This window comes from Sphingomonas sp. R-74633, assembly GCF_013416555.1.
Classification (GTDB): domain Bacteria; phylum Pseudomonadota; class Alphaproteobacteria; order Sphingomonadales; family Sphingomonadaceae; genus Sphingomonas.
In genome coordinates, this window is sequence record NZ_JACCFG010000003.1 from 494,563 (window position 1) to 513,483 (window position 18,921).

Below are 18,921 nucleotides of genomic sequence, written 5' to 3' on the forward strand. Positions count from 1 at the left end.
CGCTGGCAACCCTTAAACGCCCGCGGGCTTACTTCGCCCGGTGGAACAGCCAGCTGACATTCGCTCCGCCGGCAAGCGATTCGCCGGTGATGACGAGCTGGCGGGTCGCCACGGGCTTGCCGGTGCCGTCGATCCAGATCGAGTCCTCGAATGCCAGCGCCCCGCCCTTGCAGCGGAACTGCCAGAGATGGCCGCTCGGCAGGCGCAGGATCGCGGCCTGGCCGTCGGCGGTAGGCGAGATCTCGACCTGCGGCGCAAGATGGAAGCGGATCGCGAAGGGTGTGCTGGTCTTGCGCTTGCGCTTGTCGGCGGGGAGCAGCATGTCCTCGCCGCGCACGTCGCGCCCGTCCCCGCCCAGCGCGATCAGCCGGCGGTGGAGGAAGCCCAGCCGGCGGACATAGCCATCATGGCTGGCCTCGATCCGGCTGCCATTCTCGCTCTCGGTACGCGCCAGCTCGACTTCGACCACGCCGCGACCGAGCGAACCATCGGGATGGATCGCGGTCGAATTGCTGTCGGCCAGCACCAGGGTGGAATGCGCCGCGGTGGTGCGCAGCCCTTCGGTGAGCGCGGCGGGCAGCGATGCGCTGGCCATGTTCGACCCGCCGCAATTGACGACGATCCGGTGCGGGCCGTCGGAAAGCTCAAAGGCGAGCGTCGACGCACAGCCGCCGGCGGCGAGGCGGGCGAGCGGCGGAGGCGCCGCATCGACAATCAGCACCGTGCCGCCGGCGTTCAGGCGCTGATAGCCCCATTCGCGCGCCTGCTTGAGCGGACGGGTGCGGACCCCGGTGGCCTCCACCACCTGCTCGATCAGCGCACCGGATACGGGCGCACAGCCTTGCCAGCTGCCGAGCCCCTTGTCGCCGTGACAGACGCCGAGCAGCGCAGTGACCATGCGGTTCAGCGCCGAGGAGACGAAGGCGGGCGGCTCGAGCCGACGCGCGGCATAGGCGTTGGACAGAATGGCGAGCTGCTGGATGGCGTCGAGCTGGCCCCAAGGCGAGCGGCCGACGGTGCCGCCGTCCTCGAACATCGATTGCTCGAGCGCGCGGCGCATGCCCGTCTCGCCGAAGGAACGGCGCGGGTCGCCGCCCGGGATCATCAGGCCCGCCACCAGCACGCCGCACCAGGCGGCAATGCGCGGCACGCCAAGCGAAACGCGGTCCGCGGCACGATCGAGATGGCGCGCGCCCTTGGCCAGCGCGTGGAGGACCGAGGAACGATAGACCAGGTCGTTGGCCGAGAGGATCAGCGGCGCATGCGCCGTCCAGGCGAGAATGCGCCGGCCCACGAGATCGGCACGCCAGGCGGGATCGGAGACCTTGTCGCCATGCACGGCGAGCCAGCGCGCCATCAGCCCCTCGGCGATCGGTGCGGCGGTGACGCGGGTGGTGACGCTGGAGAGGTCGCGCAGCCAGCCGAAGCTGTGAAGATACTCGCCCATCGCCACCGACCAGTCGGGCCGGGCAAAATCGAGGCCGGCGATCGAGCGTTCCTCGCCGCGGAAGCTCACCATACCGTCAAGCAGCGCATTGCCGCGCTCGACATCGCCGAAGAACGGGTCTTCGCCGACGGCGATCAGCTTGAGCGGGTGCCGGCCCCTCAGCCGCATATTGTGGAGCGGCGTGCGCCAGGCGAGGCGCTGGAAACGTTCGGAGACGCGCTCGGCCAGGCTGAGGCCGCGCTCGCCGCCCGTCCGGATAAGCCGCTTGCCCTGCTCGACTCCGTCGGCTCCGGAGTCGGTCGGGCCATCATTCACCCGCCCCGCAATGCGGCGATGTTCGCCGCATATTGGGAAGGCCCGCCGGTGAAGGTCGCGGTACCGGCGACCAGCGCGTCGGCGCCGGCCTGGATCGCGAGTGGGGCGGTGACGCGGTCGATCCCGCCATCAACTTCAAGATCGATCGCACGGCCGCTCGCGTCGATCCGCTTGCGTAGCTCTGCGATCTTGCCGAGCTGGCTGTCGATGAACTTCTGGCCGCCAAAGCCCGGGTTGACGCTCATCACCAGGATCAGATCGAGCATGTCCATGACATAGTCGATGCTCTCGACCGGGGTGGCGGGGTTGAGCACCACGCCCGCGCGCTTGCCGAGGCCCTTGATCGTCTGGAGCGTGCGGTGGAGGTGCGGGCCCGATTCCGGGTGCACCGAGATGCAGTCCGCTCCGGCATCCGCGAACGCCTGGAGCATCGGATCGACCGGCGCGATCATCAAATGCACGTCGAACGGCTTTGCGGTGTGCGGGCGCAGTGCCTTGATCACCCCCGGTCCGATCGTGATGTTGGGTACGAAATGCCCGTCCATCACGTCGACATGGATCCAGTCGGCGCCGGCGGCGTCGATGGCGCGGATTTCCTCGCCCAGCTTGGCAAAATCGGCGGAGAGGATCGAAGGTGCAATGCGGACGGCCATGATGAATCCTTAGGCACCCCGCGATTCGCGCGCAACCGGCCTTCTAGGCCTTGCGGGTAAGCCTCGCGATGAAGAACCCGTCCAACCCGCCGGCATCGGCCAGCGTTCCCGCCAGCAGGCGCAAGCTGCCGTCTTCACGCGGCATGACGCCATGGGGGAGCTCCTCTGGCTTAACCGGCACGATCGCATAGTCGGAGCGCGCCTTGAGGAACGTCGCGAGTTGGGCCTCGCCTTCTTCCGGCTCGAGCGAGCAGGTGGAGAAGACGAGCGTGCCGCCGGGCTTCACCCATTCCGCCGCGCGGAACAGCAGCTTGCCCTGCAGCTCGGCCATCTCGCGGATCAGGCTGGGGCGCACGCGGTGGAGCACGTCGGGGTGGCGGCGGAAGATACCGGTGGCGCTGCACGGCGCGTCGAGCAGCACCGCATCGGCCGGGGCGGCCGGCTTCCATTTGAGCAGATCGGCCTCGACCACCTCGGCGTTGAGGCCGGTGCGCTCGAGATTCTCATGAAGTCGCGCCAGACGACTTTCGGAGACGTCCACCGCAGTCACTTGCCAGCCGGCCGCGGCGAGCTGGAGCGTCTTGCCCCCGGGCGCGGCGCACAGGTCGAGCGCGGTGCCGCTGCCCTTGCCGATCAGCCGGGCGGGGAGCGAGGCAGCGAGGTCCTGCACCCACCAGTCGCCCTCGGCATAGCCGTCGAGCATCACCACCTGGCCCTTTTCGTCGAGGCGGAGATGGCCGGGCATCAGGCTCTTGCCGGGCAGATCGGGCAGTTTGGCCGGGTCGCGCAGGGTAAGATCGAGCGGCGGCGGCACGGCAATGGCGCGCTCGGCATCTTCGATCATCTGGTCGCCCCAGGCGGCGTGCCAGCGCAGCGCCACCGCGTCGGGGAGCGTCGGCGGCTCGGGCAGCGTCACGCCCTGGCGGACCAGCGTGCCGAACACGCCGTGGACCAGCTTGCGCGGGCCGCCATCGACCAGCGGCAGCACGGTGGAGATCGCGGCATGGCCCGGCGTGCCGAGCGCGAGCGCCTGGACGAGCGCGATGCGGAGCGCGAAGCGTGCCTTGGCATCGTCGGGCAAAGTCTGCTTGGTCGCCGAATCGATCATCGCGTCGAGATCGGGCAGCCGGCGCAGCACTTCGGCGGCGATGGCATGGGCGAGGCCGCGGTCATTCGGCGCCAGCCCCTGCGCAGCCGAGTCGAGCGCCTGCTCGAGTGCCAGCCCACGCCGCAGCACCGCGTCGAGCAGCTTCAGCGCTGCACGGCGGGTGGGAACGCCGGGCCCGTCGGGGGCGCTCTGGCGGGTATTGGGGCGACGCGGTGGCTGCACTTGACCTCTTGGATTGGAAGGACGATCTGCCGCCTATGGCCCAGCGCCCCGCAAATGTGAAACCGCCCGCGTATCTTACGCCGAGCACGCCTGTGCCCAAGCCCGCGCCGGCGACCGAAAAGCCCGATGCGCTCGACCCGACTCGCTATGGCGATTGGGAGCGCAAGGGCGTGGCAGTCGACTTCTAGGCGCGCACCGCTGCGAGCAGTTTCAGCACGGTATTCCAGTTGCGCCCGGTATTGGCGTGCGACAGCTTCGCCTTTTGCATCGCCGGAATCAGGTTCGAGCGGCCCTGGCCGTCGGGGAAATCGGTGAACAGCTCGCGGCCGAGGATCACCATCCGCTCGGGGCCGTCATAGCTTTCGAGCAGCTTGTCGATCGCCGCCTGATCGGGCGATTCGCGGTGGAAGCTGACGACGAGGAAGCTCGGACGCTCCTCCGCTTCCTTGGGGAAGGGATTGGCCTCGACCAGCTTTTCGAGATCGGCGCGGTTCCGCACATAGACGTCGGACTTGAGGCCGGTCGCCTTTTCGAGCGCGGCGTGGAGGTCGCGCTCCAGCGCTTCGGGCTCCGCATCGCCGGCCTCGAACACGACATTGCCGGAGGCGAGGATCGTCTTGACCGCGGTGAAGCCCATCGACTCGACCACGGCCTTGAGTTCGGCCGACTTGAGCTGGCGCTTGCCGAGGTTGATCCCCCGGAGCATCGCCGCCCACTTCACAGTGCCTCTTCCTTGAGCGGGCGGGTCAGCAGCGCTTCGATGACCTTTGCCACCGGCGCGCCTTCGAGCAGGGCGTTGACCGCCTCGGTCACCGGCATGTCGACTCTGGCATCCTTGGCGGCTTCGCGCAGGACTGGGGCGGTATGCGCGCCCTCGGCGACGGTCTTGCGGTCGGCCATCAGCTCGGCGGCGCTCCTGCCCTGGCCGAGGCCCAGGCCGAGCGAGAAGTTGCGCGAGTTGGTGGAGGAGCAGGTGAGGACGAGGTCGCCTAGGCCCGACAGGCCCGTCAGCGTCTCGGCCTGGGCGCCGCGGGCGAGGCCGAAACGAGTCATCTCGGCGAAACCCCTCGCGATAAGCGCGGCGCGGGCGTTGAGGCCCAGCCCTGCCCCCTCGACCACGCCACAGGCGATGGCGAGGACGTTCTTGACCGCGCCGCCGATCTCCGCGCCGACGACATCGGCCGAGCCATAGGTGCGGAAGGCGGGACCGGCGAGCCGTTCGGAAAGGGCATTGCGCAGGGCCTCGTCCTCGCAGGCGAGGGTGACGGCGGTGGGTTTGCCGGCGGCGACCTCATGGGCGAAGGTCGGGCCGGAGAGGACCGCGAGGGGGGCCTGGGGAGCGACCTGGTGGGCGACTTCGCCCACGAGGAGCTTGGTGCCGGCCTCGATGCCCTTGGCGCAGAGGACCAAGGGGGTGTCGCCCGGCGCAAGCTCGGTCAGGACCGATCGGACATGCTGGGCGGGGGCGACGACAAGCAACGCTTCCGTATCCCGAAGTTGGCTAAGTTCACGGGTAGCGCGGATCGAGGGGCTCAGAGGGACCCCAGAGAGAAACAGCTCATTCCGGTTGCGGATGTTGACACTCTCGACAACTTCGGGCTCGCGCGCCCAGAGCAGGACGTCCTGCCCGCCGCGCGCCGCGACCTGGGCCAGGGCCGTTCCCCACGCGCCGCCGCCGATGACACCTATCCTCATGCCTTCACTCCTGCCCCGCGCACCTTCTCCGCATTCGGATCGAGCGGCCAGCGCGGCCGCGCCGCCACGTCGAGCGGATCGCTGTAACCCGCCAGGAAGCGCTCCGCTCCCGCCCAGGCGATCATCGCGCCATTATCGGTGCAGAGCCAGAGCGGCGGCGCGACGAAGCGCATGCCAACTTCCGCGGCAAGTTGTTCCAGTGCGCCGCGCACCGCCTTGTTCGCCGCAACGCCGCCGGCGACGACGAGAGCCGTCGCATCGACCTTCTCGATCGCGCGGCGGGTGCGGTCGATCAGGCAATCGACCACTGCCTGCTGGAAGGAGGCGGCAATATCCTCGGCGCTGTAGAGCCCCACCTTGCGCGCGACATCGCTCTTGAGCCCGGCAAAGGAGAAATGCGGCTCGGCCGAGCCCAGCAGCGGGCGCGGCAGCGGCACCGCCTTGGGATTGCCGCGCGCCGCCGCTTCCTCGACCGCAGGGCCACCGGGAAAGCCCAGGCCGAGCATCTTGGCGGTCTTGTCAAACGCCTCGCCCGCGGCATCGTCGATCGTGGTGGCGAGGCGCTGGTAGCGCCCTACCCCCTCGACGAGCAGCAGCTGGCAATGGCCGCCCGAGACAAGCAGCAGCAGATAGGGAAATTGAAGGTCACGGTCGGTGAGCCGCGGCGAGAGCGCATGACCTTCGAGATGGTTGACCGCGATCAGCGGCTTGCCCCCGGCGAGCGCCAGCGCCTTGCCGGCGACCAGCCCCACCATGACGCCACCGATCAGTCCGGGACCGGCCGTTGCAGCGACAGCGTCAACATCGGCGAGCGAAACGTTCGCTTCTTCGAAGGCGGCCTGGATCAGCGGGCCGATCGCCTCGACATGCGCGCGCGCCGCGATCTCTGGCACGACCCCGCCATAGGGACGGTGCGCCGCCTCCTGGCGCGCCAGTTTATGCGCCAGAACCTGGCCATCGCTGGTGACCAGGGCGGCAGCCGTTTCGTCGCAACTCGATTCGAGGCCGAGGATCAGGGCCATTTACACTTCCGTACGTTCGTTGTTTGCGCATCTAGTGTGCCGGAGCGCGATTGTCGAAGTCCGCGCCCTTTCGACAAGCACCGCGCGAGCCTTTAAGGGCGGGGCCATGACCGTTTTCAAACTTGGGACGCGGGGTTCACCGCTGGCGCTGGTGCAAGCGAATCTGGTGCGCGACGCGCTGGCCGCGGCGAATAACCTGCCCGCCAGCGACTTCGAGATCGTCGTGATCAGGACCACGGGCGACAAGGTGCAGGACCGCGCGCTCGCAGAAATCGGCGGCAAGGCGCTGTGGACCAAGGAGCTCGACCGCGCGCTGCTCGGCGGCGAGATCGACTGCGCGGTGCATTCGATGAAGGATGTCGAGACCTTCCGCCCGGAAATGATCGCGATCGCCGCGATCCTGCCGCGCGCCGATGTGCGCGACCGGCTGGTCGGTGCGGCATCCATAGACGCGATCCCGCAGGGGGGCGTGCTCGGCACCAGCTCGCCGCGCCGCGCCGCGCAGGTGAAGCGACTGCGGCCCGATCTTTCGACTGTGCTGTTCCGCGGCAATGTCGACACGCGGCTGGCCAAGCTTGCCGCGGGCGAGGCCGACGCGACCTTGCTCGCCGCGGCCGGGCTGGAGCGACTGGGACGTCATGACGTCGGCGTCGAGATCCCCACCAATGTGCTTCTTCCCGCCCCCGCACAGGGCGCAGTGGGCATCGAGATCCGCGCCGACGATGCGCGTGCCCGCGAGCTGGTCGGCGGGATCGACCATGCCGAGACGCATCGCTGCGTCCTTGCCGAGCGCGCCTTGCTCGCCGCGCTCAAGGCCGATTGCCATTCGCCGGTCGCCGCGCTGGCGCGCATCGAGGGGGCGATCCTGACGATCGAGGCGGAGCTGCTGAGCGAGGACGGCGCCGAGCATGTCCATGGCATGATCGAAGGCGCCCCGCTTGACCCCGCGCTGCCGGCTGCGCTTGCCCGGGACCTGCTGGCGCGGGCGCCGCAAGCGGTGCGCCGATTGTTCGAGGGGTGAGCCGCCCGATCGCCGTGCTGCGGCCCGAGCCGGGCAACCGCGTGACGGCGTCCGCAATCGAAGCGGCGGGGCGCGAGGCGATCCGCCTGCCCTTGTTCACCGCCAGACCTGTCGCGTGGACGGTGCTCGACCCCGCCGCTTTCGACGCGCTGCTGCTTACCAGCGCCAATGCGCTGCGCCACGGCGGGCCGCAGCTCGACGCGCTGCTCCATTTGCCCGTCTATGCCGTCGGCCATGTCACCGCCGAGGCGGCGCGGCGCATCGGCTTCCAGGTGGCGCATATCGGCACCGGGGGCGCGGCCGAGCTGGTGACGGCTGCCGAGGCGGCGGGCGTGCGCCGGGCGCTGCTGCTCGGCGGGCGCGAACGGATGCTGGGCGCCGGCGGCGTGGTGGCGCAGGCGATCACCGTCTATGCGAGCGAGGCGCTGGAGATCGATCCCGCGCAGGCAGTGCGGCTGCGCGGTGCGGTGGTGCTGGTCCAGTCCGCGCGGGCGGCGAAACGGCTGGCCGAACTGGTGGCGCCCGACCACCGTGCGATCACCAGCGTCGCGGCAATCAGCGCGCGCGCGGCTGAGGCGGCAGGCCCCGGCTGGCGGCGGATCGAAGTCGCTGCGGACACAAGGCCCGACACGCTGATCGAGCTTGCACTGCAGCTCGCCGATTGACCGCACGCATTGACCAGACGCTTTGGCGCGGCGAATAAGGGCGCATGAGCGACGAGACCCTCGTGCCGCCGCCGCGCGTGCCCTGGTGGCGCAGTGCCAGCCTGATTGGAACGATCGCCTTTGTCGGCGGAGTCGGCGTGACCTTTGGCGCCTTCGGCCTGGCGGGCGGGCTTTCGTCCCGCGATCCGGCGCCGGTGCCGATGCCCAGCCCGAGCGCGAGCGCGCAGGTAACGATCCCGCAACTGCCGCCCGGCACCGACCTGGCGACGCTGGCCGCACGCGAGACCACGCTGGCGGGCAAGCTCGACCAGATCGAGCTGCGCATGAAGGATGCGGACGCCAGTTCGCGGAGTGCCGCGAGCTATGCGACCCGCGCCGAGCGGATGATGGTGGCCTTTGCCACCCGCCGCGCGATCGAACGCGGCCAGCCGCTGGGGGCGCTCGACGGCCAGCTGCGGGCACGCTTCGGCGAGCGCAACAATGAGGCAGTGGCAGCGATCCTGCGCGCCGCAGCGCAGCCGGTGACGCTCGAGGATCTGCGCCTGGCGCTCGACACACTGGGGCCGCGCCTGGCCAATGATCCGGGCGACAGCCTGTGGAACCGGGTGCGCCGGATGCTCGGCAATCTGGTGGTACTGCGTCAGGCCGACACGCCGAGCCCGTTGCCCGCCGAGCGGCTGCGCCGCGCGCGGCGCGCGCTCGACCGCGGCGACGTCGAGGCGGCGCTGGCCGAAGTGGCGCATATGCCCGGCGTATCGCTGGCCGAGAGCTGGACCGGCGCCGCACGCCGCTATGTCGCGGCCCGCACCGCGCTCACCGAGATCGAACGCGCGGCGATGGACCTGCCGCCACCGGCTCCTGCCCCCCAGGCAGGATAGCCGCACCGCATACCCCATGAAGGCATCCCGACACGTATCGGGATGCGGAGCCGTTAGGACGGCTGAGTAGCGAAAGAAGGACGAGGAAAATGGCAGAGATGGGCCGGTTCGACTGGGCGGATCCCTTCGGGCTCGATGCGCAGCTCACCGATGAGGAGCGGATGGTACGCGATGCCGCGCGCGACTATGCGCAGGGCGAGCTGCTGCCGCGCGTGACCCGCGCCTATCTCGACGAGCATTTCGACCGCGAGATCATGTCCGAGATGGGCGCGCTAGGGCTGCTCGGCGCGACGATCCCCGAGGAATATGGCGGCGCGGGCCTGGGCTATGTCTCCTATGGCCTGGTGGCGCGCGAAGTGGAGCGGGTCGATTCGGGCTATCGCTCGGCGATGTCGGTGCAGAGCTCGCTCGTGATGCACCCGATCAATGCCTATGGCACCGAAGAACAGAAGCGGAAGTACCTACCCAAGCTGGCGACCGGCGAATGGATCGGCTGTTTTGGGCTGACCGAGCCCGATGCGGGCTCGGATCCGGGCGGCATGCGCACCCGCGCGGCGAAGATCGACGGCGGCTACCGGCTGACCGGGTCGAAGATGTGGATCACCAATTCGCCGATCGCCGACGTGTTCGTCGTCTGGGCGAAGAGCGAGGCGCATGGCGGCGGGATCAAGGGCTTCGTGCTCGAAAAGGGCATGAAGGGCCTGTCGGCGCCGAAGATCGAGGGCAAGCTCTCGCTGCGTGCCTCAATCACCGGCGAGATCGTGATGGACGGCGTGGAAGTGGGCGAAGACGCACTGCTCCCCGAGGTCCAGGGGCTCAAGGGGCCGTTCGGCTGCCTCAACCGCGCGCGCTACGGCATCGCCTGGGGCTCGATGGGCGCGGCCGAAGCGTGCATGCATGCCGCGCGGCAATACACGCTCGACCGGGCGCAGTTCGGCAAGCCGCTCGCCGCCACCCAGCTGGTGCAGTTGAAGCTCGCCAATATGGAGACCGAGATCGCACTCGGGCTGCAGGCGGCTTTGCGCTGCGGGCGGATGTTCGACGAAGGTACGCTGGCGCCGGAAGCGATCTCGATCATCAAGCGCAACAATTGCGGCAAGGCGCTCGATATCGCGCGCATTGCCAGGGATATGCATGGCGGCAACGGCATCTCCGCCGAATTCCATGTGCTGCGCCACGCGATCAACCTCGAGACGGTCAACACCTATGAAGGCACGCACGACGTGCACGGGCTGATCCTCGGCCGCGCAATCACCGGCATCGCGGCGTTCTGATGACGCCCGAGCGGCAACCGATCCTCGAAGGCGAGCGGGTGCTGCTGCGCCCGAGCACGCCCGGGGACTGGGACGCGCTGTTCGCGGTGGCGAGCGACCCTTTGGTCTGGGAAGTCCATCCGGCGCATGACCGCTGGCAGGAGCCGGTGTTCCGCGCCTATTTCGACGCGGGGCTGGCCAGTGGTGGCGCACTGACCATCGTCGACAAGGCGACGGGCCAGGTGATCGGCTCTTCGCGCTTCGACAATTGGGAAGCCGAGGCCGACGAGATCGAGATCGGCTGGACCTATCTGGCGCGCGCCTATTGGGGCGGCAGCTACAACCGCGAGATCAAGCGGCTGATGCTCAACCATATCCTCCGCTTCGTACGCACCGCGGTGTTCACCGTCGGGGTCGACAATATCCGTTCGCGGAAAGCGATGGAGAAGATCGGCGGGACGGTGCGGCCAGGGACGGTCGACCGGCTGATGGCGGGTGAGATGAAGCCGCATGTGATCTACGAGATCCACCGGGCATGAAGCCGCTCGAGGGGATCAGGGTCGTCGAACTGGCGCGGATCCTCGCCGGGCCGTGGTGCGGGCAGCTGCTCGCCGATCTTGGCGCCGAGGTGATCAAGATCGAGCGGCCGGGCGAAGGCGACGATACCCGGCATTGGGGGCCGCCCTTCCTGCATGACGCGCAGGGCGAGAATCGCGACGCGGCCTATTTCCACGCCTGCAACCGGGGCAAGACCTCGCAGGCGATAGATATCGCTACGCCCGAGGGGCAAGCAGCGGTGCGCGCGCTGGTGGCGGACGCGGACGTCGTCATCGAGAATTACAAGGTCGGCGGGCTGGTCAAATATGGGCTCGACGCGGCTTCGCTGCGGGCGCTCAACCCCCGGCTGGTGGTCTGCTCGATCACCGGCTTCGGCCAGACCGGCCCCTATGCGCCGCGCGCCGGCTACGACTTCATCATCCAGGGGATGGGCGGCTTCATGTCGCTGACCGGCGAGCCCGACGGCGCGCCGCAAAAGGCGGGCATCGCCTATGCCGACATCTTCACCGGGGTCTATTCGGCGGTGGCGATCCTTGCCGCGCTGCGACGTCGTGACGTCTCGGGCGAGGGTGCGCATATAGACATGGCGCTGCTCGACACGCAGGTCGGCGTGCTCGCCAACCAGGCGCTCAACTGGATGGCCTCGGGCAAGGTGCCGCACCGGATGGGCAATGGCCACGCCAATCTGGTGCCCTATCAGGCGTTCCACGCGAGGGATGGCGAGCTGATCATCGCGGTCGGCAATGACTCGCAGTTCAGGAAGCTCTGCGGGGTGCTCGGGCTCGATTACGGCACCGACCCGCGCTTCGCGACCAACCCGCAGCGGGTGATGCACCGCGAGACGCTGCTGCCGCTGCTCGAGGCGGCGATCCGGCAATGGGCCAAGGCCGATCTCTACGAGGCGCTCGAGGCCGAGGGCGTGCCGGCCGGGGCGATCAACACGGTCGACGAAGTGTTCGCCGACCCGCAGGTGATCGCGCGCGGCATGCGGATCGAGCGCGACGGCGTGCCGGGCATCGCCTCGCCGATCACGATCGACGGCGAGCGCATGGTCGCCGACACGCCGAGCCCCCGGCGCCCCTAAAAGCCGCGCATAGAAAAAGGGCGGCTCCTTGCGGAACCGCCCCTTCTCCTCTCCTCAGAAGATCAGAAGTTGACCTTGGCACCGACCGTGAAGCGGCGGCCATAGATGCCTTCGCCGGCCTGGACCGGGTTGTAGAGATACGCGCCATAGGTGACCGGATCGACGTCGGGCAGACGGTCGAACAGGTTGAGCACGTTCGCATAGATCGTGAACTTGTCGGCGATCTTGGCGGTCGCGTTGAGGTCGAAGGTGAAGTAGCTCTTCACGCGGCAACCCGTGTACGCGGGCGACGGCGCGAGGCCGCAATCCTCATACGCATTGCCCTGGTCCATGGCCGAGAGGTCATAGCCCGAGGTGTAGTTCGCCGTACCGGTCAGCGTGTAGTTGCCGATCGCGAAGCTGTTCATCCAGCTCCCCTTCCAGCGATACGTGCCCGAGCCGGCGGTCAGGTTGTAGTTGCCGATCGTGTCGACATAGGTCTCGCGCGTGCCGTCGGCCAGCGTGGTGCTGAGCTCGAGCAGGAGCGTGGCGTCGAGGTTCGACGTCCAGGTCACGTCGCCGAAGCGGAAGCGTGCATTGGCGCCGAAGTCGATGCCTTCCGACTTCATCGTGTTCGCGTTGACATAGTGCGACTGCACATAGGCGACGCGCGGCAGCGCACCCGGATGGGCCGGATCAACCGCGTCGGCGATGATCGTGTAGCCCGTCGGGATCGCTTCGCCGGCATAATAGGCCTGGAGGGCCGCTGCCGAGGAGAGCGAGGTGATCGCGTCGGTCTTCTTGATGTTGAAGTAATCGACCGAGAGCGAGACGTTGCGCATCGGCTGGAAGACGGCGCCCAGCGTGATGCTGCGCGACTTCTCCGGCTTCAGATCCGGCGACGCGAGCGTGGTGGCACCATAGCTCGCGGTACGCAGATACTGCGGGCAGGCGGTGCTGAACGTCGCGACCGTGCAACCGTACTGCGAGAGGTACGCATCGTTGAACAGGCCGGCCGAGTTGGTGACATAGCCCGTCGTCGGCAGCGCGTTCGCCTCACCGAAGGACGGGATACGGAAACCACGCGACCAGTTGCCGCGCAGCGTCAGCATGTCGAACGGCGTGAACTTCGCGCCGACCTTCGGCGAGAAGGTGCTCTGACCGGTCGAATAGTGATCGTAGCGGCCCGATGCATTGAGCTCGAGCTGCTTGAACACCGGGATGCTGACTTCGCCGAACGCCGAAGCGACGGTGCGGTGGCCTTCGGTGCCGAACGCGTTGATCGTGAAGTAGCGCTCGGTCGGGCCGTTGACGTCGCTGTTTGCCGACGGCGAATCGACCGCCTCGTAGAACAGCGAGCCGCCGAGTGCGACCTGCACCGGGCCGCCGGGCAGCTGGAACAGCGACTTATTCACGCTCGCCTGGATCTGGTAGAGATCCGAGGACGCATCGACGTTGAGCGTCGGGGCCAGATAGTTGAGCACCGACTGGCTGTTCGCCGAGGGGTTCACGAAGTTGTACGAACCGTCGGCGATCACATCGAGCAGGTGCTGGATGTAGATATAGCCTTCCGAGGTACGACGCAGGTCGGTGTGCATCGCCGTCGCGTCGACCTTGTAGTTCCAGTCGTCGCCGAAGCTGCCCTTGATGCCTGCCGCTGCACGGTACACGCGGCTGCGCGTCTCGTCGAAGCGAGTAAGGTTGGGCATCGCGCCGATCACGGTCGCCGTGTCACCGGTCGCCGCGAACGGGTTGTTCGGGTTGAGCGTGCCGTTGGCCGCGGTGCAGTTCACGCGCGCGGCGCAAACATAAACCGGAAGCGTCAGCGCGCCCGAGCCGGCCGCGAAGGCCGCACCCGAACCACGCGTCGAATACGGCGCGTAGTAGATGCCCGCCGGGGCATTGGCATAGATCGACGAGGCCAGGCCGCTATACTGGCTGCGCGACTGCTGGAAGTTCACTTCGAGATAGGCCTCGGCCGAATCGCCGAGCGTCTTGGCGACATGCGCCGAGAAGCCGAAGCGATCGATCTGCGGCGCAACCACGCCATACTGGTTGATCAGGTCCTGCTGGCAGATCGAGGTCGGCAGCATGCCGTCGGCAGCCTGCTGGGCCGCCGTGGTCTGGGTCAGGTTGCCGTTGACGCAGCCATTCTGGAGCAGCTGGTAGCGGCCGCCCGCGCCCGGCGCGACATAGACGTTCGAGCCGGCATAGGTCGGCGCGAAATTCTCGGCGTTCACCAGGTTGTTCGGACCACCGATGCCGGTCTGGTTATCCGAGTTGAACGGATAGGGCAGATCCTTCGTGCTGACCGAGTCAGCGTGATAGTAGAAGGCGCTGATATAGGCGTTGAAACCGTCGCGATCGAGATCGCCGGTGCCGGCGGTGACCGACAGGCGCTGCGTCGCGGCGATGCCGTTCTGCGAGACGCCGGCTTCGGCACGGGCCGAGATGCCGGTGAAGCTGCGCTTGGTGATGATGTTCACCACGCCCGCGATCGCATCGGCGCCGTAGCTCGACGAAGCGCCGTCCTTCAGGACTTCGATACGGTCGATGATGTCGTCCGGGATCGTGTTCAGATCGACGAAGTTGCGGGTCGCGTCATCCGCGAGCGGATAATAAGCGGCGCGCAAGCCGTCGAACAGCACCAGCGTCGAGTTGGTCGACAGGCCGCGGAGCGAAATCGCCGAGGCACCGCCGGCGAACGCGCCATTGGCCGAGAAGCTGTTGGTGAGGGTCGGGCCGTTATTGGCGGCGAGGCGCTGCAGGCCGTCCTGAACGGTGGTGATGCCGCGAGCGTCGAGCGACTCGGCGGTGACGGTGGTCACCGGCGACGCAGTCACCTTGGTCGCGAACAGCGAACCGGTGACGACGATTTCGGGGGCTTCGTCGGCCGCCGGCGTGGCCGGAGCGGTCTGATCGGTGCTGGGGGTGGGGGCGGTGTCCTGCGCGAAGGCGGGGACGGCGAGGAGGCTGGTGGCCAGGGTGAGCGCCGACAGGGCGGTCCCCGCACGCAGCGTGCGAGCGATATTACGCGTAAACATGTTACCCTACTTTCATACTGCCCCACGCGCACATTGCCTGGGGGAACGAACCGGCACATGCCGTCCAAAACGACACGCGCGGCGCAATCGATGAGAGCGTGGGAATCGCACGTAAAGCAGCAGTCGCATGAACGCCGCACTTTCGCCCCCGGCTGTAGCCGGAAAGGCACGGATCGTGACTGGTTTGTTTCTGCTGCTTTGCAACATTGTAACTATGTTGCGCGGAAATGCTCAAATGCAACCAGTTGTCGCAGCTCCGGTGCTGCTCAACCGATGCGGCGAATCAGCTCCTGCGCGGCTGCGGGAGCCCGCACCTTGCCGCCATGGATGAAGAAAATGAAGGTTTCGCGACTGGTCCTCGGTGGGTCCTTGTCCTCGACATAGGGCAGGCCGGCCGGGCGGCCGCCTGCGGCCCAGGTCTTCGCCGCCTCGGTCCAGCGCGGCAGATCGCCTTCGGGGTAGCAAAAGGGGTTTTCGTCCTGGCCGGCCTCGAGCCGGGCATAGACGAAGTCGCCGGTCACATCGGCGATCGCAGGATATTGCGGCGAATCGGCATAGACGATCGCTACGCCGGCGTTGCGGCAGAGATCGATGAACTCAGGCACCGCGAAGCTCGCATGCCGCACCTGCACGGCGTGGCGGAGCTGCACGCCCTCGTGGGTCCGCGGCAGCAGATCGAGGAACGCGCCGAAATCGGCGGCGTCGAACTTCTTGGTGGCCATGAACTGCCACATCAGCGGCCCGAGCCGGTCGCCCAGCTCGACTATGCCCTGGCCGACGAACCGCGCGACCGATTCGCCGGCTTCGGCGAGCACCTTGCGATTGGTGCAGAAGCGCGAGCCCTTCACTGCGAATACGAAGCCGTCGGGCACCGTCTTCGCCCAGCCTTCGAAGGTCGCCGGCTTGAAGGTGGAATAGTAGGTGCCGTTGACTTCGATCGCGGTGAGCTGGCGCGAGGCATATTCGAGCTCCTTCTTCTGGGAGAGCTTCTCCGGATAGAAGGTGCCGCCCCGCCAGGGCTCGAAGGTCCAGCCGCCAATGCCGACTCGAATGGGTGCCATGCTCATGCCGGCACCCTAGCTGCTCCGGTTGGCGCCGCCAGCCCGAAGGCTGCGGCCAAACCGGATCAGTGCACGCGCGACCAGGTCTGCGCCTTGCAGATGATGCCGAACAGCACACAGCCCTTGCCGACCATCTTGTTGCCGTCCTGGAACTCGATCGTGCCCGAGAAGGTCTGGCGAATGTCCGGCACGAACACCTTGCCGCTCCACTTGCCGGGGCCGGCGGGCTTGAGATCGCGGAACAGGTGCGTGCCGATCAGCTGGTCGGTGCCGCCGCGCCTGGCGTCGGCGATTGCCTTGTCGCTGGCCCAGGTGATCGTGCCGCAGACTGCGCCGCCGCACCGGTCGATGCGGACATGCACGCTGTTGCTGGGATTGCGCCACTCGCTGGCGATCGGCGCCACGTCCGGCGGAGAGCCGGCAGCGGCGGGGAGCGCAAAAGCGGAGGAAAGTGCGAGCGCGGGCAGAATCGCCCGGAGAATCTTACCGAACATGATGGGGGCTTCTTGCGGTTGGAACCTGTACGCACGGTGAAGTGGAAATCGCGGCGGCCCCGGACAAGGGGCGTTTCGGAAACGCAGCGTTCTCGAATCAGCCGGTGCGTGTCAGTCCGGGATTCGCGACCAGGTCTGCGCCTTGCAGCCGACGCCGAGCAGCAGGCAGCCGCGGCCGGTCATCTTGTCGCCCTCGATCGTCACGGTGCCCGAGAAGGTCTTGCGGATATCGGGCACGAAGACCTTCCCCTTCCAGCGATTCGGGCCGTCCTTGTAGAGATTGCGGAAGATCGGGGTGCCGATCAGCTGGTCGGTGCCGCCGCGCTTGGCGTCCGCCTTCGCCTTGTCGCTGGCCCAGACGACGGTGCCGCAGATCGCGCCCTTGCCGCAGGATTCATAGCGGATGTGCACGCTGTTGTGCGGATTGGCCCAGACGCCCTCGATTCCGTCCGGAAGCGGGGCAGCGGAAAGGAGGAAAGCGGCGCCGAGCGCCAATACGAGCCGTGCGATCATCGCGCGCCTTCTGTCATCTGCGCCCGCGGCGTTGCAACCCATCCAAAAGGGTAGGCCCAGGGGCGCAGCATCCGGCTTCGGGAATGGCTTCTGAAGTTTCTCGGATAACCGCATGAAATGCGGCGAGAAACGCTGGAGCGGGCGAAGGGATTCGAACCCTCGACCCCGACCTTGGCAAGGTCGTGCTCTACCCCTGAGCTACGCCCGCTCTGGCGTTCTAGCACCGGGCGGCGAGCGCTCCGGGCTGGGTGAGGCGCGGCCACTAGCACCGGCTTTGGGGGTGGGCAACCCCATGGACGCAACTTTTTTAGAGGCTTGGCGCATCGCGTGCGAAAGCCCACATAGCGCGCTGACCTAAACCTAGCCTATTTCAGGAGCACGCGCCTTGGCCACGCTTGGACTCACCCCCGCGGAGAAGGAAGCCGTCGACGCCTTCCGCCGCGACGTCGTCGAGCCCTCCATGACCGCGCTCGTCATCATCGATTTCTGGGCGGAGTGGTGCGGCCCCTGCAAGGCACTGACCCCGGTGCTGGAAAAGGTGGCCGAGGATTATGCCGGCAAGGGCGTGCTGCTCGCCAAGGTCGATGTCGATGCGAATCAGTTCATCGCCAACCAGTTCCAGGTCCGCTCGATCCCGACGGTCTATGCGATGTTCCAGGGCCAGCTTGTCGCCGACCTGAGCACGGCGCGCACCGAGACGCAGCTGCGCACGATGCTCGACCAGATATTGCGCCAGCTGCCGGTGGACAGCACCGAAGCGCAGGCGGAAGCTGAGCTCGAGCCGCTGATCGCGATGGGCGAGCAGGCGCTGGCCGAACATGATGCCGAACGCGCGCTCTCGATCTTCGAGCAGATCGCAGAACTGGCGCCCGAGCATGTCCAGGTCGCCGCCGGCCGAGCCCGCGCATTGCTCGCGCTCGGCCGCGCCGACGAGGCCGAGTCGGTGCTCGCTGCATTGCCCGAGGACGCCAAAGGCGCCGAGATCGAGCAGGCCCGCGCCGCAATCGCGCTGGCGAAGGAAGCGACTCCGGTCGAGGACCTGTCCGGCCTCGCCGCGCAGGCCGCGACCGGCGACATGGAAGCGCGCTACGAGCTCGCCGGCGGCCAGATGGCCTCGGGCGACCGCGACGCCGCGGCAGAGACGCTGCTCGCCATGGTGCAGGACGATCGCGAATGGAACGAGGGCGCCGCGCGCCAGCGGCTGCTCAAGCTATTCGAAGCGGTCGGCCTCGAAGACCCCTGGGTCTCAGCGCAGCGCCGCAAGCTCTCCGCGATCCTGTTCGGATGATAGGATCGGGCAAGACCACGCGCCTCTCGGTGTTCCCGCTGGGCGGCGCGTTGCTCTTGCCGCGGATGCACCTGCCGCTCCACATTTTCGAACCGCGCTACCGGGCGATGGTGTCGGACGCGCTGGCCCGCGACCGGCGGATCGGCATGATCCAGCCGCGCGATACGAACTCCCCGCCGGGGCTGTTCGAGATCGGCTGTGTCGGCCGGATTGCGGAAGTCGAGGCGCTCGACGACGGCCGTTTCGACATCGTGCTCGAAGGGCTGGCCCGCTTCGCGATCCTGCGCGAGCTCGACGTCACGACGCCGTTCCGCCAGGTCGAAGCCGAGCTGGAGAGCGTGGCGGAGAGCGAGATCCTCGCCATCGCCGAGCGCGCCGCGCTGGAAATCGAGTCGCGCCGCTTCGCCGAGGGGCTGGGCTATGCGGTCGACTGGGAAGCGGTAAGCCGGCTCGACGACGAATCGCTGGTCAACGGCATTGCGCAGATTGCGCCGTTCGACGTGGCCTCGAAACAGGCGCTGCTCGAGGCCGATTCGCTGGCGGAGCGCAGCGAGCTGATCGTGCAGCTGATGCAATTCTACGGCCGCCACGACGGCGACGAGGGCGGAACGCTGCAATAGC

At 67.8% G+C, this 18,921-nt stretch carries 19 protein-coding genes and 1 tRNA gene; 9 read left to right on the forward strand and 11 right to left on the reverse strand.

The window, feature by feature from the left end:
* Positions 1–28: 28 nt before the first annotated feature.
* The 3 genes from HZY97_RS12530 to HZY97_RS12540 are packed head-to-tail and all read right to left on the reverse strand — an operon-like array spanning position 29 to position 3,745.
* Positions 29–1,762 carry a heparinase II/III family protein gene (locus tag HZY97_RS12530; protein WP_180144018.1) on the reverse strand — a complete coding sequence of 578 codons (1,734 nt, stop codon included), beginning with the start codon at positions 1,760–1,762 and terminating at the stop codon, positions 29–31.
* Positions 1,759–2,415, reverse strand: coding sequence for a ribulose-phosphate 3-epimerase (gene rpe / locus HZY97_RS12535; RefSeq protein ID WP_180144019.1), 657 nt, complete (start codon positions 2,413–2,415; stop codon positions 1,759–1,761). The genes HZY97_RS12530 and rpe overlap by 4 nt, the downstream gene beginning before the upstream one ends.
* A 43-nt stretch (positions 2,416–2,458) precedes the next feature.
* A complete protein-coding gene (locus HZY97_RS12540; RefSeq protein ID WP_180144020.1) occupies positions 2,459–3,745 on the reverse strand; it encodes an RsmB/NOP family class I SAM-dependent RNA methyltransferase in 1,287 nt (428 codons plus the stop codon).
* Between the two features lie 35 nt (positions 3,746–3,780).
* On the opposite strand from HZY97_RS12540, the gene HZY97_RS12545 reads away from it, so the two are divergent.
* On the forward strand, positions 3,781–3,933 hold the full coding sequence (locus tag HZY97_RS12545) for a DUF1674 domain-containing protein (protein WP_180144021.1): 153 nt from the start codon (positions 3,781–3,783) through the stop codon (positions 3,931–3,933).
* On the opposite strand, the gene HZY97_RS12550 is transcribed toward HZY97_RS12545, so the two are convergent.
* The 3 genes from HZY97_RS12550 to tsaD are packed head-to-tail and all read right to left on the reverse strand — an operon-like array spanning position 3,930 to position 6,462.
* Positions 3,930–4,466 (reverse strand): DUF1697 domain-containing protein, encoded by a 537-nt coding sequence (locus tag HZY97_RS12550; RefSeq protein WP_180144022.1) that lies wholly within the window; start codon positions 4,464–4,466, stop codon positions 3,930–3,932. The two genes, HZY97_RS12545 and HZY97_RS12550, sit on opposite strands and share 4 nt — an antisense overlap.
* On the reverse strand, positions 4,463–5,440 hold the full coding sequence (locus tag HZY97_RS12555) for an NAD(P)H-dependent glycerol-3-phosphate dehydrogenase (protein ID WP_180144023.1): 978 nt from the start codon (positions 5,438–5,440) through the stop codon (positions 4,463–4,465). Before HZY97_RS12555 ends, HZY97_RS12550 begins: the two co-directional genes overlap by 4 nt.
* Entirely contained in the window at positions 5,437–6,462 is a 1,026-nt protein-coding gene (tsaD, locus tag HZY97_RS12560) for a tRNA (adenosine(37)-N6)-threonylcarbamoyltransferase complex transferase subunit TsaD (protein WP_180144025.1), read from the reverse strand. The genes HZY97_RS12555 and tsaD overlap by 4 nt, the downstream gene beginning before the upstream one ends.
* A 106-nt stretch (positions 6,463–6,568) precedes the next feature.
* Between tsaD and hemC the strand changes: the two genes are divergently transcribed.
* The 6 genes from hemC (at position 6,569) to HZY97_RS12590 (ending at position 11,921) form a co-directional block, all read left to right on the forward strand.
* Positions 6,569–7,483: a hydroxymethylbilane synthase gene (hemC, locus tag HZY97_RS12565; protein WP_180144027.1), complete on the forward strand. Its 915-nt coding sequence runs from the start codon at positions 6,569–6,571 to the stop codon at positions 7,481–7,483.
* Positions 7,480–8,148: a uroporphyrinogen-III synthase gene (locus tag HZY97_RS12570; RefSeq protein WP_180144029.1), complete on the forward strand. Its 669-nt coding sequence runs from the start codon at positions 7,480–7,482 to the stop codon at positions 8,146–8,148. Before hemC ends, HZY97_RS12570 begins: the two co-directional genes overlap by 4 nt.
* Before the next feature lie 44 nt (positions 8,149–8,192).
* Positions 8,193–9,026: a hypothetical protein gene (locus HZY97_RS12575; protein WP_180144031.1), complete on the forward strand. Its 834-nt coding sequence runs from the start codon at positions 8,193–8,195 to the stop codon at positions 9,024–9,026.
* 89 nt (positions 9,027–9,115) lie between these two features.
* Complete coding sequence (locus HZY97_RS12580) at positions 9,116–10,300, forward strand: acyl-CoA dehydrogenase (RefSeq protein ID WP_180144033.1); 1,185 nt, start codon at positions 9,116–9,118, stop codon at positions 10,298–10,300.
* Positions 10,300–10,818, forward strand: coding sequence for a GNAT family N-acetyltransferase (locus HZY97_RS12585; protein ID WP_180144035.1), 519 nt, complete (start codon positions 10,300–10,302; stop codon positions 10,816–10,818). The genes HZY97_RS12580 and HZY97_RS12585 overlap by 1 nt, the downstream gene beginning before the upstream one ends.
* On the forward strand, positions 10,815–11,921 hold the full coding sequence (locus HZY97_RS12590; RefSeq protein WP_180144037.1) for a CaiB/BaiF CoA-transferase family protein: 1,107 nt from the start codon (positions 10,815–10,817) through the stop codon (positions 11,919–11,921). The genes HZY97_RS12585 and HZY97_RS12590 overlap by 4 nt, the downstream gene beginning before the upstream one ends.
* 62 nt (positions 11,922–11,983) lie before the next feature.
* On the opposite strand, the gene HZY97_RS12595 is transcribed toward HZY97_RS12590, so the two are convergent.
* From HZY97_RS12595 to HZY97_RS12615, 5 genes are all read right to left on the reverse strand, one after another.
* On the reverse strand, positions 11,984–14,944 hold the full coding sequence (locus HZY97_RS12595; RefSeq protein ID WP_180144039.1) for a TonB-dependent receptor domain-containing protein: 2,961 nt from the start codon (positions 14,942–14,944) through the stop codon (positions 11,984–11,986).
* Positions 14,945–15,210: 266 nt separating this feature from the next.
* Positions 15,211–16,011: a DUF72 domain-containing protein gene (locus tag HZY97_RS12600; RefSeq protein WP_180144041.1), complete on the reverse strand. Its 801-nt coding sequence runs from the start codon at positions 16,009–16,011 to the stop codon at positions 15,211–15,213.
* Between the two features lie 59 nt (positions 16,012–16,070).
* The gene (locus tag HZY97_RS12605) at positions 16,071–16,409 is read right to left on the reverse strand and encodes a DUF2147 domain-containing protein (RefSeq protein ID WP_373684356.1); all 339 of its coding nucleotides are present in this window, start codon (positions 16,407–16,409) and stop codon (positions 16,071–16,073) included.
* Between the two features lie 201 nt (positions 16,410–16,610).
* Positions 16,611–17,012, reverse strand: coding sequence for a DUF2147 domain-containing protein (locus HZY97_RS12610; RefSeq protein WP_180144045.1), 402 nt, complete (start codon positions 17,010–17,012; stop codon positions 16,611–16,613).
* A gap of 133 nt (positions 17,013–17,145) precedes the next feature.
* Positions 17,146–17,220, reverse strand: a tRNA-Gly gene (locus tag HZY97_RS12615).
* Positions 17,221–17,397: 177 nt separating this feature from the next.
* Between HZY97_RS12615 and HZY97_RS12620 the strand changes: the two genes are divergently transcribed.
* Positions 17,398–18,300, forward strand: a complete 903-nt coding sequence (locus HZY97_RS12620; protein WP_180144047.1) for a tetratricopeptide repeat protein — start codon at positions 17,398–17,400, stop codon at positions 18,298–18,300.
* Positions 18,297–18,920: an LON peptidase substrate-binding domain-containing protein gene (locus HZY97_RS12625; protein WP_180144049.1), complete on the forward strand. Its 624-nt coding sequence runs from the start codon at positions 18,297–18,299 to the stop codon at positions 18,918–18,920. The genes HZY97_RS12620 and HZY97_RS12625 overlap by 4 nt, the downstream gene beginning before the upstream one ends.
* Position 18,921: the final 1 nt, after the last annotated feature.

Excerpts from the sequence above, each read along its gene's own strand:
- HZY97_RS12595 (WP_180144039.1), bottom strand. The coding sequence starts at position 14,944 with ATGTTTACGCGTAATATCGCTCGCACGCTGCGTGCGGGGACCGCCCTG.
- HZY97_RS12575 (WP_180144031.1), top strand. The coding sequence starts at position 8,193 with ATGAGCGACGAGACCCTCGTGCCGCCGCCGCGCGTGCCCTGGTGGCGC.
- HZY97_RS12580 (WP_180144033.1), top strand. The coding sequence starts at position 9,116 with ATGGCAGAGATGGGCCGGTTCGACTGGGCGGATCCCTTCGGGCTCGAT.
- HZY97_RS12545 (WP_180144021.1), top strand. The coding sequence starts at position 3,781 with ATGGCCCAGCGCCCCGCAAATGTGAAACCGCCCGCGTATCTTACGCCG.
- HZY97_RS12600 (WP_180144041.1), bottom strand. The coding sequence starts at position 16,011 with ATGAGCATGGCACCCATTCGAGTCGGCATTGGCGGCTGGACCTTCGAG.
- rpe (WP_180144019.1), bottom strand. The coding sequence starts at position 2,415 with ATGGCCGTCCGCATTGCACCTTCGATCCTCTCCGCCGATTTTGCCAAG.
- tsaD (WP_180144025.1), bottom strand. The coding sequence starts at position 6,462 with ATGGCCCTGATCCTCGGCCTCGAATCGAGTTGCGACGAAACGGCTGCC.
- HZY97_RS12610 (WP_180144045.1), bottom strand. The coding sequence starts at position 17,012 with ATGATCGCACGGCTCGTATTGGCGCTCGGCGCCGCTTTCCTCCTTTCC.
- HZY97_RS12590 (WP_180144037.1), top strand. The coding sequence starts at position 10,815 with ATGAAGCCGCTCGAGGGGATCAGGGTCGTCGAACTGGCGCGGATCCTC.
- HZY97_RS12555 (WP_180144023.1), bottom strand. The coding sequence starts at position 5,440 with ATGAGGATAGGTGTCATCGGCGGCGGCGCGTGGGGAACGGCCCTGGCC.
- hemC (WP_180144027.1), top strand. The coding sequence starts at position 6,569 with ATGACCGTTTTCAAACTTGGGACGCGGGGTTCACCGCTGGCGCTGGTG.
- HZY97_RS12585 (WP_180144035.1), top strand. The coding sequence starts at position 10,300 with ATGACGCCCGAGCGGCAACCGATCCTCGAAGGCGAGCGGGTGCTGCTG.
- HZY97_RS12625 (WP_180144049.1), top strand. The coding sequence starts at position 18,297 with ATGATAGGATCGGGCAAGACCACGCGCCTCTCGGTGTTCCCGCTGGGC.